Below are 14,632 nucleotides of genomic sequence, written 5' to 3'. Positions count from 1 at the left end.
GGGTGCCACGTTTCGGACAGTTGTTCCGGATGGTGGCACCCCCCTCTATCGTGGCCGGGACAGCCGTACCACCAGGAGCGATACCCATGCCGCAGATCACCGTCGACTATTCCGCGTCCCTCGACGAGGACTTCGACCGCCGGGGCTTCGCGCTCGCCCTGCACCCCCTCGTCGTCGAGACGGTCGGCGCGCGGCTCCCGGCCTGCAAGACGCGTACGCGCCGGACGGACGACACCGTGATCGGCGACGGCGCCGCGGACGACGCCCTGGTCCATGTCGGCATCGACCTGCTGGCCGGGCGCAGCGACGAGGCGAAGGCGCGGCTGACGGAGGCCGTCGTGGCGCTCGTACCGCGGCACATCAAGCCCGCCGAGGGCCGGGTGCTGCACGTCTCCGCCGAGGTGCGCGACCTCGACGCCTCCTACCGTTCGAGCTGACCCGCCGGCTCTTGCTGGGTGGCGCAGTGGATGCCGCCGCCGCCCTCGGCGATGGTGTTGATCTCCACCGGGACCACCTTCCGGCCCGGGTGGAGCTCGCCGATGATCGACACCGCGTTCCGGTCGGCCTTCCGGTCGCCGAAGCGCGGGACGATCACGGCGTCGTTGACGACGTAGTAGTTGGCGTACGAGCCGAGGAAGTCCGGGCCGCGGCGGCCGAGCGCGGCCGGGTCGGGCTCGGGCAGGTCGACCACCTCCGGTGTCCGGCCCCGGGCGTCGGTCGCCGTGCGCAGCACGCCACGGGCCTGGTCGTACGCGCGGCTCCAGACGTCCGGCCCGTTCGACGGGTGCGGCCGGCTGAGCAGGACGGTGCCGTCCTCGGCGAACCGGGCCAGGGCGTCGACGTGGCAGTCGGTGATGTCCTGTCCCCGTACGCCCTTGAACCAGATCACGGTGGAGACCCCGAGCAGCTCCCTCAGCGCCTTCTCGATCCGGTCGCGTGACCGGCCCGGGTTGCGGTTGGGGTTGACCAGCGAGCTCTCGGTGACCATCAGCGTCCCGTGCCCGTCGACCTCCAGCGAGCCGCCCTCGGCGGTGATCGGCGCGTCGAGGCGGGGGACGCCCTCGCGGGCCAGGACGGTACGGGCGACCTTCTCGTCGCGCCGGTGGTCCTGCTTGCCGCCCCAGCCGTTGAAGTGGAAGTCCACGCCCTCCAGGCCGCCGTCCGCCCCGGTGACGAAGGTGGGCCCCGTGTCCCGCACCCACAGGTCGTCCACCGCGACGGGGATCACCTCCACGCCCGACCCGCACGCCCGCCGGGCCGCCTTCACCTCCTCGGGGGCGGCCAGCAGCACCACGGGCTCGAACGCGGCGATCGCGCGGGCGACCCGGGCGATGTCGCCCTGGACCGCCCCGGCCCAGTCCGCCCACTCCGAGTCGGCGGGCGGCCAGGCCATGAACGTGCGGGCGTGCCGCTGAGCCTCCGACGGCATGCGCCGCCGCCCGGCGGGAGCGTCCCCCTCGGGCGCGCAGCCGGTCGCCGCCACGGTCAGTGCCACCGCCGCCCCGGACCTCAGCAGCGTGCGGCGTTTCGGTCCGTCCATGGTCCGCCTCTCAGCTTCGGGAGATTCCTGACTGAAATTTCAGTCAGGAATCACGGTAGCATCGAGTCCATGTCCGACCGCCGTACCGCCATCCTGGAAGCCGCCGCCCGCGTCATCGCCCAGCGCGGCATCCGGGGCCTGCGCGTGGAAGAACTCGCCGAGGAGGCGGGGGTCTCCACCTCGCTGCTCTACTACCACTTCCGGGACCGGGCCGGTGTGCTGGCCCACACCCTGGAGTTCATCAACACCCGGGCCGAGCGCTACACCGACCCCACGGCGAGCCCCGACACCGACCCGCGCGGCCACCTGGAGGAGATGCTGCTGCTGGAGCTCCAGGACACCCCGGCCGTCGTCGAGAACAGCACCGCCTGGGGCGAACTGCGCGCCACCGCCGTCTTCCAGCCCGAGCTGCGCGACCAGCTCCGCACCACCACGGCCCGCTGGACCGACTACGCGAGCGACCTCATCCGGCGCGCCCAGCGGGACGGCACCGTCCCCCCGGAGGTGTCCCCGGACGACGCGGCCGAACGCCTCACCGCGCTCGTCGAGGGCCTGAGCAAACGCTGGCTCAGCGGCTCCCTCACCCTCGACCGCGCCCGCGACCTGCTGCGCGGTGCCCTCACCACCGAACTCGGCGGTTCCCCTTACGGAACGGGCTGAGCCGTCACCGCCGGCACCTTCGGCAGCAGCGCCCCCAGCCGGCCGACCAGCTCGCCGAACGGCCCGTCGGCCGGCTCGTCGGCGAGCATGCGCAGCAACAGCGCCGCCATCTCCTCGTCGTACGCCGCGCTGACCGCCGCCAGCGCCGCGAAGTCGTGCACGAGCTGCAACTCCAGCTCCGCGCGCGGTATCCGGCGCCCGTCCAGCCACAGCAGCGCCGTCGACTCGGCGAGCGACACCCACGAGCGGACGACCAGCTCCAGGCGGGCGGGCGGCTCCGTGACGTCCAGGTGGGCCAGGATCTGCTCGTACGCGGCCTGCCGCACCTCGTCGATCATCGCGTTCGTCCTCGACGAGCCGACCGCCGGCCCGCCGCGCATCAGCGCCGAGAACCCCGGCCCGTGCTCCTCCACGAAGTCGAAGAACCGCCCCATCACCCGCAGCAGCCGCGCCCCCAGCGGGCCTTGGCGCGGCTCCACGAACCGGCCGGCCAACTCATCGGCCGCCCGCCGCAGCGCCGCCTCGTACAGGCTCTGCTTGCCCGGGAAGTAGTGGTAGACCAGCGGCCGGGATATCCCCGCGGCGGCGGCGATCTCGTCGATCGACACCTCGTCGGGGGAGCGGTGGCTGAACAGCTCCAGCGCCACCCCGATGAGCTGCTGCCTGCGCTCCTCGACGCCCATCCTGCGCCGCGCCCCGGTCGTCATGCGAACAGCCTAACGTTCGCCACCGGCAGCCCTTCGAACAGTGGCCGATACACAGTTCGCTACGCTGCCGGGCATGAGCATCTCCGACCCCGAAACCCCGGCACCACGCACCGGCCTCACGCCGCGCCAGGCCCGGCGCCTGCGGATCGCCGTGGCGTCCGTCCTGCTGGTGTCGATGGCGGTCGTCCTGGTGCTCCGGCTGGCCAGCCGCACCTCCGTACTGGTGGTCGGCGTCTACGGACTGGCGATGATCCTGTGCGGCGTCGTCATCGAACTCAGCCGCAACGGCCGCACCCGCCTGGGCACCTGGCTCCTCGGCGCCGGCCTCCTCGCCGCCCTGGCCGCCGACTGGCTGCTGCTGCCGTAGCTACAGGTCCAGCACCAGCCGTTCGCCGCGGCAGCGCGAGACGCAGATCAGCATCGTGTCGTGCCGTTCGTCGTCCGTCAGCAGCTCGTCCCGGTGGTCGATCTCGCCCTCCACGACGCGCTGTTGGCACGTCCCGCAGAAGCCCTGCTCGCACGAGTACGACACGTGCGGCACCTGGGCGCGCACGGCCGCCAGCACCGACTGGTCCGCCGCCACCGCCACCGTACGCCCGGACCGGCGCAGCTCCACCTCGAAGGCGCCGCCGGGAGCCGAGGCCGTTGGCGTGAACCGCTCCAGGTGCAACCGGCGCCCTTCCGGCAGCCGCCCGGCCACCGCGTCCATCAGCCCGTCGGGGCCGCAGCAGTAGACGACCGCCTCGGCCGGTACGTCGTCGAGGAAGGCGAGGTCCGGCAGTCCCGCCTCGTCCTCGGCCACGACCGTGACCTTCCCCAGCTTCTCCACCTCGTCCAGGAACGGCATCGTCGCCCGGCTGCGCCCGCAGTACAGCAGTTGCCAGTCCGCGCCCGTCGCCCGCACCGCGCGCAGCATGGGCAGGACGGGCGTGATCCCGATGCCGCCCGCGACGAAGACGTACGCGGGCGACTCGACGAGCGGGAAACGGTTGCGCGGCCCCCGGATCTCGACCTCCGTGCCCTCGTGGAGCTGCTCGTGCACCTCCCGCGAGCCGCCCCGGCCGTCCTCGACGAGCCGCGTTGCCACGGTGTACGTGTCGGTCTCGGCGGGGTCGCCGCACAGCGAGTACTGCCGCACCAGCCCCGACGGCAGGACCAGGTCCAGGTGGGCGCCCGGCTCCCAGGGCGGCAGCCCGGTGCCCTCCAGCCGCAGTTGGACGACCCCCTCGGCGGGCGTGGTCCGCTCGGTGACCAGGACGCGGCGGCGGGCGGTGGACGAGCGGACGCCCCGGCCCGATATCGGCTCCTCCAGCGCGGGCAGCGGCCACAGCGGGGCCGCCTGGATGCGGCGGCGCACGGCCCGCTTGACGAGCAGGGCCGCTGTGGCGGCGAGGACGACGGTACGCGCGCGTGGCATGGGTCAGTGACCTCCGTTGGCGGCCGGGGACGAGGCGAGGTAGGCGACCGCCTGGGCGGTACTGCCCTCCTGGGAGGGGTGGTAGGTACGGCTCAGGTAGCGGGGGACGGAGCGCAGCAGGTCCGGCGTCGACGGGAGCACTCCCTGCCGGCCGCGCGAGATGAGGTCCTTCACCGAGGCCTTGCCGTCCAGCAGCGTCGGGTCGTTCTCCATGAAGAACCGGGCGCCGCGCTGCCAGAGGAACACCAGCGCCGAGAACGCCGTCGCCCACGTCCGCACCCGCCGCCGGTAGCCGCCGTCGACATGCATGAACAGCTCGAACGCCACCGACCGGTGCTCCACCTCCTCGGCGCCGTGCCAGCGCAGCAGGTCCAGCATCATCGGATCGGCGCCGCGCCGGTCCAGCTCCTCGGCGTTGAGCACCCAGTTGCCGAGGAACGCCGTGTAGTGCTCGATCGCCGCGATCAGGGCGACCCGCTCCATCAGCCACCACCGCCGGGCCCTGCCGGGCGGCAGCGTCCGGTCGCCGAGGAGCTTCTCGAAGAGCCAGTCGACCTGCGCGGTGTACGGGGTCGGGTCCAGCCCCAGCTTCTTGAGGTGCGGCAGCACGTCGTCGTGGGCCTGGGAGTGCACGGCCTCCTGGCCGATGAACCCGATGACGTCCTCGCGCAGCCGGTCGTCCCGGATGTACGGCAGCACCTGCCGGTAGACGTGGATGAACCAGCGCTCCCCGGCCGGGAGCAGCAGGTGCAGCACATTGATGGTGTGGGTGGTGAACGGGTCGCCGGGAACCCAGTGGAGCGGGGTCTCCTCCCAGTCGAAGGAGACCTTGCGGGCCTTGAGCTCGATCCGCTCCGACGCTATCGCTGCCGGCTGCGTATTAGACATGGCGTCAATGTACTGACGGGTACGCGCCTGGCAACAGGGTCGTGCAGCCGGATATTCACCGGCACGGGATCTTCACCGGGACGGGGATCTTTACCGGGACGGGGATCTTTACGGGGACGCGATCAGCGCAACGAGGTGATCCTGGTGCCGTCCTCCAGCCGCCCGGTCAGTTCGACCTGCTTGCCCGGCCTGCCCGGCAGCTTCGCCGCGAGGAGCCGGCCGTCGTCCACACCGGCCGTCGCCCCGCCCGACACGGCCACCGACGCCACCTGCTCGCTCCCGGCCGCCAGCATGTACCACTGCCCGCCCGGGGCCTGCCACAGCGCACCCGCCAGCACGCGCGGCTCCCGTGGCCCGCACGCCGGCGACCCGGCCGCCTTCGCCACGACCGCACCCGCCCGGGCGGGCGGCGCCTGGAACTGCGCCAGCACCGTGCTCCCCGTACCGCGCCAGGTCTCCGCGCGCGTGCACAGCCAGGCGGCGGTTCCGACAGCGTTGGGGAGGTCCTGTTCGGCGAACCGCCAGGAGTTCACCGACCGGACGCCCTTGGAGCGCACCAGGGGCAGCAGGCACGCCGTCCGCGCCCACTCCGCGCGAGCCGTGACGCCCGCACCCGTCAGATCGGCGGGCGCCGACGGCGGGCCGGACGTCAGCCGGGCCGGGGCGATCTCACCGAGGTCGGTCAGCGTGCGGGTCGTCGTACCGTCACGCACCTCCAGCACGTCCCACTCCCGGCACTGGCTCGGCGCCACCGGGCTGAGCAGCGGCCCCGTCACCCCGTGCGCGTCCCGCTCCACCGGCCGCGCCCCGGCCAGCGGCTGGAGCAGGTCGCGCGCCGACACGCCCCGTACCCAAGGCGCCGTCAGGTACCGCACATTGGCATGCGTCCGCCCCACCACCAGGGCGCCCGCCGACGCCGTGTCCGCGCCGTCCGTCCGCGCGAAGTCCAGCGCCGCCCCGGCCGCACCGTCCTTCGGCTCCGCGTACCGCACCGCCCGCAGCCCGTCGTGGAACAGCACCACCCGCGCCTGGTCCACCTCCCCGGCGAACAGGAGCTGCGGCGGGCCCATCGGCGGGCCCGGCGGCGTGCCGGGCGTCGCCGAGACCTGCACCGTGGAGCCGGGCCGCGCCCACACCGCCAGCGCCCGCCGCAGCAGCGCCCGGTCGTCGACCAGACCGCCCCGCGCGGGCCACACCGAGAAGTCCGTACGCGCCGAGCGCTGCCACGCGGCCGGGGCGACGCGCCGCAGGTTGCCCGGGTCCAGCGCCGCCTCCGACACCGGATTGCGCGCGTACGACGGGGCGGCCGCCCCGTCCGGGCCCCAGCCGTCACCCGGCAGCCCCAGCAGCGTCCCGCACACCACGGCGGCCGCGAGCGCCGCCAGCGCCGCCCTGCCGTGCTGGCGCCGCCGCATCAGGTCCGTCGGCCGCGCCTGCAACGAACACGGGTCGAACTCGGGCGATTCGAGCAGCGCGTGCATCGTCTCGACCGCGTCCGCCTCGGCCAGCGCCGCCTTCGGGTCCTCGACCCCGGCGGCCGTGAGCACCCGGCGCACCTCGGCGTCACCCTGCCGCTCCAGCCCGCGCAGCACATAGGCGGCGCGAGCCGGCCCGGACAGCGCCGACAGCCGCTGGTCCAGGGCCAGCTCGTCCGCGCCACCCGCGCGCGGGAACAGCCGCAGCCCCCACACCTGGGGCAGCAGCGGCGGCAACTGCGACCGCTTGGGCCACGCCTTCCGCTTCAGCGGCAGCCCCGCCTCCAGCGCCTGGCGCAGCACCCGGACACGCACGTACGCGTACCCCGGGTCGACCGCGTCCTCGGGCCGCCGCTGCCCCGGCATCCCGCCGTCGTCGCCCGAGGTGCGGCGGCGCGGCAGCGAACGCTGCACGACCGAATGCGCGGTCAGCACGCGGCGGTTGCGGCCGAGGGACGGCGGCAGCACCAGATAGGCGATGCGGACGAGCCTGGGGTAGTGCTCGACAAGGGCCGCCTCGGCCTGTTCGACGTCGACGGGGGAGGGGGTGGCGAGTTCCTGGGTGCTCACATTCAGCAGAACGAGCGAATGGGTGGATGGTCACCTCGCGGCGGCCCCGTCCCAGCCCGTCACCCCGCTGAACACCACCGTCCCGCGAGCCCCGCCGCCACCGTTCGTGGCCGTCATGAACAGCCCCGCGTCCTGCGCCGCCGCCGCGCCCGCGACCCGGACCGTGGCGACCGTACGCCACGACGCGCCGCCGTCCGTCGAGCAGGCGCCCGTGACCTCCTCTCCCTCACGGGACAGCCGCAGCAGGACCGGGGCCGTCACGCCGGTGATCCGCCGGGAGGTGTCGAGGGTGCCGTCGCCGTTCGTGTCGTAGGACAGGGCCACGCCGTTGGCGGGGGTCACCGCCAGGTTGAGGAAACCGGGCGCGCCCGGCGTGGCCAGCGAGTTCCGTACGACGATCCCGGCGCGCGCCCAGGCGCCCGTCACGTCCTGCGAGTCCACCCGTACGGTCAGGGTCCTGCCGTCCGCGAAAACGCCCTCCTTGTAGAAGGTGCCGAACTCGGCGACGGCCTTCCACAGGTCCTGGCCGCCGCCGTTGATGGCGTATCGGTCCTGGATCTGGCCGAAGACGGCTCCATTGCCGGTGTACGTACGCCACGCCCGGTCCAGGGGGCCGGCCACGTACAGGTCGCCCTGGTGGACGGTGGTGACCGGGGCCTCGCCCCGGGGGCCGTAGGTGGCGTACAGCTCGTAGGGGAGCGGTTCGACGGGGGTGGCCAGGGGGCCGGCAGGGGCGGTGATGCCCCACGAGACGGTGCCGGAGCCGGCCGCCGGGACGGGCGGCAGCTCCAGGGGCGGCTGGTGGCCGAAGCCCGTGAGCGCGCAGCGCACGGGGCCGGTGGCCCGCAGCCCGTTGACGTTCCGGAAGGTGGCGGTGACCTCGCCGGCGGCGCCCGGAGGGAGTGCCCCGGGGGTGCTGGAGACGCTGACGGCGCCCTGGAAGGGGGCGCGGGCGAGGGTCTCGTACACGCGCGTGGCGGTCCGGTACGGGTCGTGGCTCGGGCGGAGGGGGTAGCTCTTCGTCCCGTACGTCCAGGGCTCCTCGATCGCGTACCAGTCGAACGCCCTGGGGGCGCGGTTCTGCGCGAGGGCGTCCTCCAGCTCGTCCAGGTACGCCTGCCAGTGGGGGAGGTGGAAGTCGGCGATCAGGCCGGACCAGTCGCGGTTGGCGTAGTTGGCGAGGTGGCCCGCGTCGGCGGTGGGGCGGTCGGCCCAGGTGGTGACGAGGACGCGGGCGGTGCGCTCCAGGCCCTCGCGGCGGGCGTCCGCGAGCCACGGGCCGAGGAGGAAGGCGTGGTGCGAGCCGGTCATGTCGTCGCTCAGCCGCATCAGCTTCAGCCACAGCAGGGACAGGGCGCGGAAGGTGGCGAGATCCTTGCGGGTGTACGCGGTTCTCAGTTGCCCGATCAGGTGCCAGGAGCGGTTGGCGAGGACCTGGCGGCCCAGGTCGGTGAGGTCGTGGCGGTACGCGTCGGAGCGGCGCAGTCGTTCCCGTACGCCGAGCAGCGCGGCGAACGCCTTGTCGAAGTCGGCCGGGTCGAAGGCGGGGGTGTGGGTCGCGTAGTAGGCGCCGGAGTTGGCGGTGAGGCTCGGCCGGGCGGCGAAGACGGAGTCGTGGGGGCGGCCGTCGCGGCTGGTGATCCGGTACGCGGTGTCGCGCAGCACCGCGAACGCCTCACGCGCGCGTGCGTCCCGGCCGCCGTAGCGAAGGTCGGCGTACTCCTCGAACCAGCGGGCCCGGTCGACGGGCTCCCGCCGCCAGGCCAGCTCGGTGAACAGCTCCAGGGCGGCAGGGTCGCGTTCGGCGGCCTCCGGCATGTAGGCCGTGCCGACGAGGGTGGAGCCGGGCTTGTCGCGCCAGGCCGGGAAGCGGTCGGTCCACATGTGGGTCTTGGCACCGATGGTGGTGCGGCCGCCGAAGTTCGGGATGGTGCCGAAGGCGTACGGGGCGCCGCCCCAGTCCTTCTCGCGGTCGGTGACGGTCTCCAGGTCGGACAGCCCGTCGACGACGAGGAGCCGGGTCCTGTCGAGGGCGTCGAGCAGGTCGCGGCGCGGGTTGGCCTGCCAGCCGAGGATGACCCAGGTGGCGCCGGGGCGTGCCGTGCGGAGGGCGGCCTCGACGGCGCGGGCCGCGTCGGGGACGGGTACGTCGCCGGCCGAGCCGCCCTCGTGGAGCAGGTCCATCTTGAAGTGGTCCACGTCGCCGAAGAGGGCGGCCTGGTGGCGGTAGAAGGACGCCGCCACGCGCGCGAAGACGTCGGTGCGCGGGTCGAGCCAGTCGGGGCGCTTCAGGCCCGCCCAGACGCCCTGGGGGATGGTGCGGGCGCCGGGGTTACGGGCGGCGAAGCCGTCGGGGACGGTGCCGAAGTAGCCGGGCAGGACCGGGTGCATGCCCAGCTCGCGCAGCCGGTCGGCGATGCGGCGGGCGAGGGCGGTGCGGCGGGCGATCAGCTCGGGGCTGAGGGGGCCGCCGTACCCGCTCATGTTCTGGAGCAGCCACCACGGCTGGTGGGAGGGCGCGGGCAGCCAGGCGCGGGCCTCGGCGTCCGTGTACCCGAAGTCCTGGAGAAGCCGGTGGTAGACGGCCTCCTGGCCCACGGTGACGAGGACCTCGTTGCAGCCGTGCAGGGCCAGGACGTCGATCAGCCGCTCCCAGCGCGCCCAGTCGGCGTACGGGGCGGTGTAGCCGTCGTGCGTGTCGTTGAACGCGAACCGGTGCGGGACGGTCGCCTCGCGGGCGAGCGGCTCGCGGGGCGCGGGCAGGCGGGCGGGGAGGCCGAGCTGGGTGCCGGACCAGGAGATGTGCGCCCCGCACACGTACTTCAGGTACCAGTGGACGCCGGTGAGCGCCGTGGCGGGGCCGGTGGCGGCGACCTCGACGCGGCCGGTGGAGCCGGTGACGCGGAACCGTTCCGGCCCGCCCCGGAGGCGGCTGAGCCGGAACTGGTCCGCGTGGCCGGGCAGGAGCCGCTCCAGGGCGGCGCGGGCCGGGCCCATGGGGTTCTCCTTCGGGATCTCCTCGGAGAGGGCGGGCGGTTGCACCGCTCCGGCGAGCGTGGCGCCCGCGCCGATCGCGCCGGCGGTCCCCAGCAGCGTGCGTCTCGACAGGTCGGCCACGGCGCTCCTCCATGATGCTGACGGGACATCAGGTATGGACGTGTCGCACGTTACTCGGCGTTCGCCCCCGGAACAGGGGTGCGAACCGGCACGATGGCCAGATGCGTACGGAGCGAACTCGTATGGCGTTGGTGACGGCCGCCCTGGTGGCCCTGGCTCTGCCCGCCGCGACGGCGTGCGACGCGGGCGGGGGCGAGCCCGCCGCCGCACCGAAGACACCGGAGACGGCGACCGGGACCCTGGAGCAGTTGGCGGCCAAGGTCGCGTGCGAGCCGAACATACAGACGGACGCGAAGGAAATCCGGCAGGCCAACTGCGAGACCAAGGACGGCACGTACGTGCTGGCCACCTTCGCCACCGACCGGGGCCAGCGCGAGTGGATCAACGAGGCGAACGACTACGGCGGCACATACCTGGTCGGCCGCAAGTGGGTGGCCGTCGGCGAGGAGAAGGTGGTCACGGCACTGCGCGGCCGGCTCGGCGGCGCGGTGGAGACGGGTTCGTCGCACCACTCGGGCGGCGAGAAGGGGCACACGGGGGGCGAGGGCGGCCACTCGGGGCACCACGGGAGCTGACCGCGCAGGTGTGAGGGGCCGGCCCACCAAGCGGTGGTCCGGCCCCTCATCGGTTGTCGGTCAGGCCCTGGTCAGGCGCATCGCCGCCCGCCGTTGATGCAGTTCACCATCTGCTGCATCAGCCGGTTGTTGAAGACGTTGATGAAGTCTCCATGATCGGTGATCGGCTTGTGGAGCTGCTCGGGGAACGAGTCCACGGCGAAAACGGTCCCCTGCGGGACGTCGTAGACAATGCGCTGGACGAGCTGCGGAATGGCGCGGAACCCGTTGGGGCAGCGGCCGTTCTGGTCGGCGAAGGCGACATGGGTGCGGTGGTTGGCGCTGTCGGTGTTCTGGCCGTCCCAGCAGCTCTGGAATTTGAATGTCCGTACGACCTGGCTGCCCTGCGGGCAGATCGGGTATTTGTCCTTGAGCTGCCGGTCCTCGAACCCGGTGCAGCTCCAGGAAGCGTTGGCGTTCGCGTCGCCATTGGTGAACGCCTTGGCGTCACCGGTGATGATGCGCAGGAACTTCGGCATGGCCGTGACCTTGGAAACCGGGTTGCCGACGAAATTCATCGTGACCTGGCTCGGAGTGAGGATTTCGCCGACGTTCTGGTCGTTGCCGCCGCCGTCCGCGTTGGCGTCGTTCTCGTTCTGCCCGTTCTGAAGGCGCAGCACCGGCCAGAAATAAGTCGACTTGTCGCCCTGGTTGCGGCAGGTCGTCTGCCCACGGGCCAGGTCGTCATCACTGGCGAAGGCGTCGTTGGCCTGGTTGCCCACGTAGTCGTGCATGTGGTGGGCGCCATTGCTCACGCCCGGCGCGACGATGACGTTGTCCGGGTTGAACTTGCCGTTCTCGTTCCGCCCGCAATCGGTGACGAAGCTGCCGCGCGAGGCGCCGCTCTGCTTGCGCGGGTTGCGGACGTTGGGTTGGACGTTCTGGATGTCGACGAAGTCGGCGGCCACGGGACCGTTGCCGGCCTGCCCCTGTCCCTGACCCTGGCCCTGTCCTTGGCCCGGGTCCTGACCTTGGTCCTGTCCCTGGCCCTGGTCCTGGCCGCCCTGATCCTGTCCCTGGTCCTGGCCTTGGTCCTGACCGCCCTGGTCCTGGCCGTCGCCGCCCTGGCCGAAGTCGCCGTTCTGGTCCTTCACCTGGTTGGTGTCGTCCGCGCGCAAGGAGCACGGCGCCAGACTTTCCAGACCGCTCGGGCGCTGCGCGATCCGGTCAATGGCGATCACGATCCGGCCGATCGCGGCGACCCGTTTGTCCTTCAGTGGATTGAGAATGGCATTCTGGGCAAAGGCCGGATCCTGCTGGATCTGCTCCTTCTGATCCGCGAACCGCTGGTACGCCTCCGTGATCTGGGTGTCCATATTCGCCAGTTCCCGGTCCACTTCCGCGCGTGCCTGATCGGGCACCTCGGGAAGACCGTTGGCGACTTCGGGACAGTCGATGGTCGACATCTGCTGCCCGGCGTTCAAAGGCTTCTGGTCCTGCTCCTGCTGCCATGAGCCGTACCAGCCCTCACCGGCGGAAGCGTAGACGTTGGCCGCGAGCAACCCGCCGCCGCCCAGTATCAGGGCAGCCGAGGCGGCGATCGCCCGGTTGGCCAGTGTCGAGCGTTTTCTTGTGCGTCGCATGGAACTCCAATCCTGGGCGGGGTGAACCGCTCCGTTCCATACGCGGGTGATTCGGGGGCCGTTCAGGGCGCCCGTGATTTCGTAGAAATCTACGTCCCCAAAGCGGGCGAACCACTACGCCTCGCCCCGGTCCGGGTACGCCGGCCATCGCCGTGCCGCCCGCCGTCACCGGCGGACGGCGGCACCGGCGGGCCGCGTCACGGGCGGGCGCCCTCAACCGGCCGCCGCGTCAAGGGCGGGCGCCCTCAACCGGCCGCCGCCTCACCGGCGGGCGCCCTCAACCGGCCGCGGCCTCACCGCCGTTGGCGTTACAGGCCGAGCGCCTTCGCCTCCTGTTCCGGCTTGACGCCCAGCGCCGGCCGGTCCGCCCGCTGCGGTGCCGCCCCGTCCCGCCCGCGCAGCCACGCCCAGGTGTCCGCGACCGTCTCGGCCACCGGGCGGCACCGCAGGCCCGCCGCCAGGGCCCGGGACACGTCGGCACGGTGCACCGCGTCGTACAGCTCACCGGGCGGAATCCAGATGGGCAGCCCCGACCAGGGCTCGATGCCCGCCCCGAGGACCGCCTCCGGCTCGGCCCACCGCAGCTCGGCGTCCGAGCCGGTCACCCGGACGCAGGCGTCCAGCAGCTCGCCCATGGTCGTGTGCCCCGGCGGACCCACCAGGTTGTACGGGCCGGACACCCCGGCCTGTGCCGCGTCCAGCAGCCACTCGGCCATGTCGCGGACGTCGATGTACTGGAGGGGCAGGTCACGCGGGCCCGGGGCGAGCACCGGACCGCCGGCCGCGATCCGGTTCAGCCACCAGGGCAGGCGGCCCACGTTCTCCCACGGGCCGATGATCAGCCCCGCACGGCCCAGCAGCACCCGCTCCTCGCCGAACGCGCCGAGCACCGCCAGCTCCCCGCCCCTCTTCGCCTCCGCGTACGGCACCCCGGTGGCGTCCGGCGACGCCTCCACCAGCGGGCCGTCCTCGGCGAGCCCCGCCGCCGGCGGCCACGCGTAGACGCTGCGGCTGGAGACGTACACATAGCGGCCGGCCCGGTCCGCGAGCAGCCGCGCGGCGTCCCGTACCGCCACGGGGTCCCACGACCAGGTGTCGACGACCACGTCCCACCGCCCGTCGGCGAGCGCCGCGAGCCCGTCCGGCGCGGTGCGGTCGCCGAGCAGCGACACCACACCGGCCGGCGGCTCGTGGCTGCCCCGGTGGAAGACCGTCACCTCCCAGTCGCGGGCCAGCGCCGCCTCGACAACGGCACGTCCGGCGAACTCCGTACCACCCAGCATCAGAAGTCTCATGAACCAACCGTGCCTCGCCGGTCACGTCCCCGAACAGCGGTTCTGCTGCCAGAAGAACCCGCCGGAGAGCGGCCGGTCTCCCGTCCCTTCCGCGGGGATGGCAGCATGTGCCGACGATGACGAATGCCCGGTCGCCGATACGCGCCTTGCGTGCCGCACTTTTCGCGGCGGTGTGCGTGACTTTGGCGGCGATGGGGCATTCGTCCATGTCTGCGCACGGTGTCCCGCCCGGCTCGCTGCTCGTCGCGTTCGCCGTCACCGGCGGCCTCGCCTGGCTGGCGGCCGGCCGCCGCCGACGGGCGCCCTTCATCGGTACGGGACTCCTCGCCGTGCAGGGCGTACTGCACCTGACGTTCATGGGGAGCGGCCACCAGGGGCACCAGGGCCACCCCGGGCACGCCGCGCAAGCGGACGGGTTCGGCGGCGCCTCGGCCGGCATGGTCGCCGTCCACCTGCTCGCCGCCGCTGTCTGCGCGCTGTGGCTGGCCCGTGGCGAGGCCGCGTTCTTCCGCCTCGCCCGCGCCGTCGGCGCCCTCGCGTTCGCACCGCTGCGTCTGCTGCTCGCCGCCGTACGCCTGCCCGACGCCCCCCGGCCGCCGCGCCCCCGTACGCGCCACCTCCGTCGCCACCACGGCGTCGTCCTCGCGCACACCCTCTCGCGGCGCGGCCCGCCCACGTCCCTCGTACCCCGCGCCACGGTCCCCGGAGCGACGCACGTCTGACCTGGGGGCCGCTTCCCCATGCAGACACGTACAACGCCGACTCC

The 14,632-nt window shown here is 73.2% G+C and carries 13 protein-coding genes; 5 read left to right on the top strand and 8 right to left on the bottom strand.

Features of this window, described 5'->3' with window-relative positions; all coding sequences use genetic code 11:
- Positions 1 to 86 precede the first annotated feature (86 nt).
- Positions 87 to 437 (top strand): isomerase, encoded by a 351-nt coding sequence (locus AB0J57_RS18390; RefSeq protein WP_366129245.1) that lies wholly within the window; start codon positions 87 to 89, stop codon positions 435 to 437.
- Here the strand turns inward: AB0J57_RS18390 and AB0J57_RS18385 are convergent.
- Positions 422 to 1,540, bottom strand: coding sequence for an agmatine deiminase family protein (locus AB0J57_RS18385; RefSeq protein WP_366129244.1), 1,119 nt, complete (start codon positions 1,538 to 1,540; stop codon positions 422 to 424). The genes AB0J57_RS18390 and AB0J57_RS18385 overlap by 16 nt on opposite strands.
- A 69-nt stretch (positions 1,541 to 1,609) precedes the next feature.
- Here AB0J57_RS18385 and AB0J57_RS18380 point away from each other — a divergent pair, with 69 nt between their 5' ends.
- Positions 1,610 to 2,200, top strand: a complete 591-nt coding sequence (locus tag AB0J57_RS18380; protein WP_366129243.1) for a TetR/AcrR family transcriptional regulator — start codon at positions 1,610 to 1,612, stop codon at positions 2,198 to 2,200.
- On the opposite strand, the gene AB0J57_RS18375 is transcribed toward AB0J57_RS18380, so the two are convergent.
- Complete coding sequence (locus tag AB0J57_RS18375) at positions 2,185 to 2,907, bottom strand: TetR/AcrR family transcriptional regulator (protein WP_366129242.1); 723 nt, start codon at positions 2,905 to 2,907, stop codon at positions 2,185 to 2,187. The two genes, AB0J57_RS18380 and AB0J57_RS18375, sit on opposite strands and share 16 nt — an antisense overlap.
- Before the next feature lie 73 nt (positions 2,908 to 2,980).
- Between AB0J57_RS18375 and AB0J57_RS18370 the strand changes: the two genes are divergently transcribed.
- Positions 2,981 to 3,274 carry a hypothetical protein gene (locus AB0J57_RS18370; protein WP_366129241.1) on the top strand — a complete coding sequence of 98 codons (294 nt, stop codon included), beginning with the start codon at positions 2,981 to 2,983 and terminating at the stop codon, positions 3,272 to 3,274.
- Here the strand turns inward: AB0J57_RS18370 and AB0J57_RS18365 are convergent, their stop codons facing one another.
- From AB0J57_RS18365 to AB0J57_RS18350, 4 genes are all read right to left on the bottom strand, one after another.
- Positions 3,275 to 4,324 carry a PDR/VanB family oxidoreductase gene (locus AB0J57_RS18365; protein ID WP_366129240.1) on the bottom strand — a complete coding sequence of 350 codons (1,050 nt, stop codon included), beginning with the start codon at positions 4,322 to 4,324 and terminating at the stop codon, positions 3,275 to 3,277.
- A 3-nt stretch (positions 4,325 to 4,327) separates the two neighbouring features.
- Positions 4,328 to 5,212: a metal-dependent hydrolase gene (locus AB0J57_RS18360; RefSeq protein ID WP_366129239.1), complete on the bottom strand. Its 885-nt coding sequence runs from the start codon at positions 5,210 to 5,212 to the stop codon at positions 4,328 to 4,330.
- A 122-nt stretch (positions 5,213 to 5,334) separates the two neighbouring features.
- Positions 5,335 to 7,257 (bottom strand): hypothetical protein, encoded by a 1,923-nt coding sequence (locus AB0J57_RS18355; protein ID WP_366129238.1) that lies wholly within the window; start codon positions 7,255 to 7,257, stop codon positions 5,335 to 5,337.
- Positions 7,258 to 7,287: 30 nt separating this feature from the next.
- Positions 7,288 to 10,374 (bottom strand): alpha-N-acetylglucosaminidase, encoded by a 3,087-nt coding sequence (locus AB0J57_RS18350; RefSeq protein WP_366129237.1) that lies wholly within the window; start codon positions 10,372 to 10,374, stop codon positions 7,288 to 7,290.
- Between the two features lie 122 nt (positions 10,375 to 10,496).
- On the opposite strand from AB0J57_RS18350, the gene AB0J57_RS18345 reads away from it, so the two are divergent.
- Complete coding sequence (locus tag AB0J57_RS18345; protein ID WP_366129236.1) at positions 10,497 to 10,949, top strand: hypothetical protein; 453 nt, start codon at positions 10,497 to 10,499, stop codon at positions 10,947 to 10,949.
- Positions 10,950 to 11,020: 71 nt separating this feature from the next.
- Here AB0J57_RS18345 and AB0J57_RS18340 read toward each other — a convergent pair whose 3' ends face one another.
- Together AB0J57_RS18340 and AB0J57_RS18335 are read right to left on the bottom strand one after the other, a co-directional pair.
- Positions 11,021 to 12,571, bottom strand: coding sequence for a DUF1996 domain-containing protein (locus AB0J57_RS18340; protein WP_366129235.1), 1,551 nt, complete (start codon positions 12,569 to 12,571; stop codon positions 11,021 to 11,023).
- 308 nt (positions 12,572 to 12,879) lie between these two features.
- Entirely contained in the window at positions 12,880 to 13,866 is a 987-nt protein-coding gene (locus AB0J57_RS18335) for an NAD-dependent epimerase/dehydratase family protein (RefSeq protein ID WP_366129234.1), read from the bottom strand.
- Positions 13,867 to 14,072: 206 nt separating this feature from the next.
- Between AB0J57_RS18335 and AB0J57_RS18330 the strand changes: the two genes are divergently transcribed.
- Entirely contained in the window at positions 14,073 to 14,588 is a 516-nt protein-coding gene (locus AB0J57_RS18330) for a hypothetical protein (protein WP_366129233.1), read from the top strand.
- The last annotated feature ends 44 nt before the right edge of the window (positions 14,589 to 14,632 follow it).

The sequence above is a fragment of the Streptomyces sp. NPDC049837 genome, assembly GCF_040674455.1.
Taxonomy (GTDB): Bacteria; Actinomycetota; Actinomycetes; order Streptomycetales; family Streptomycetaceae; genus Streptomyces.
Note: the sequence above shows the minus strand (reverse complement) of the source record. Positions and strands in the feature narration are given on the sequence as shown.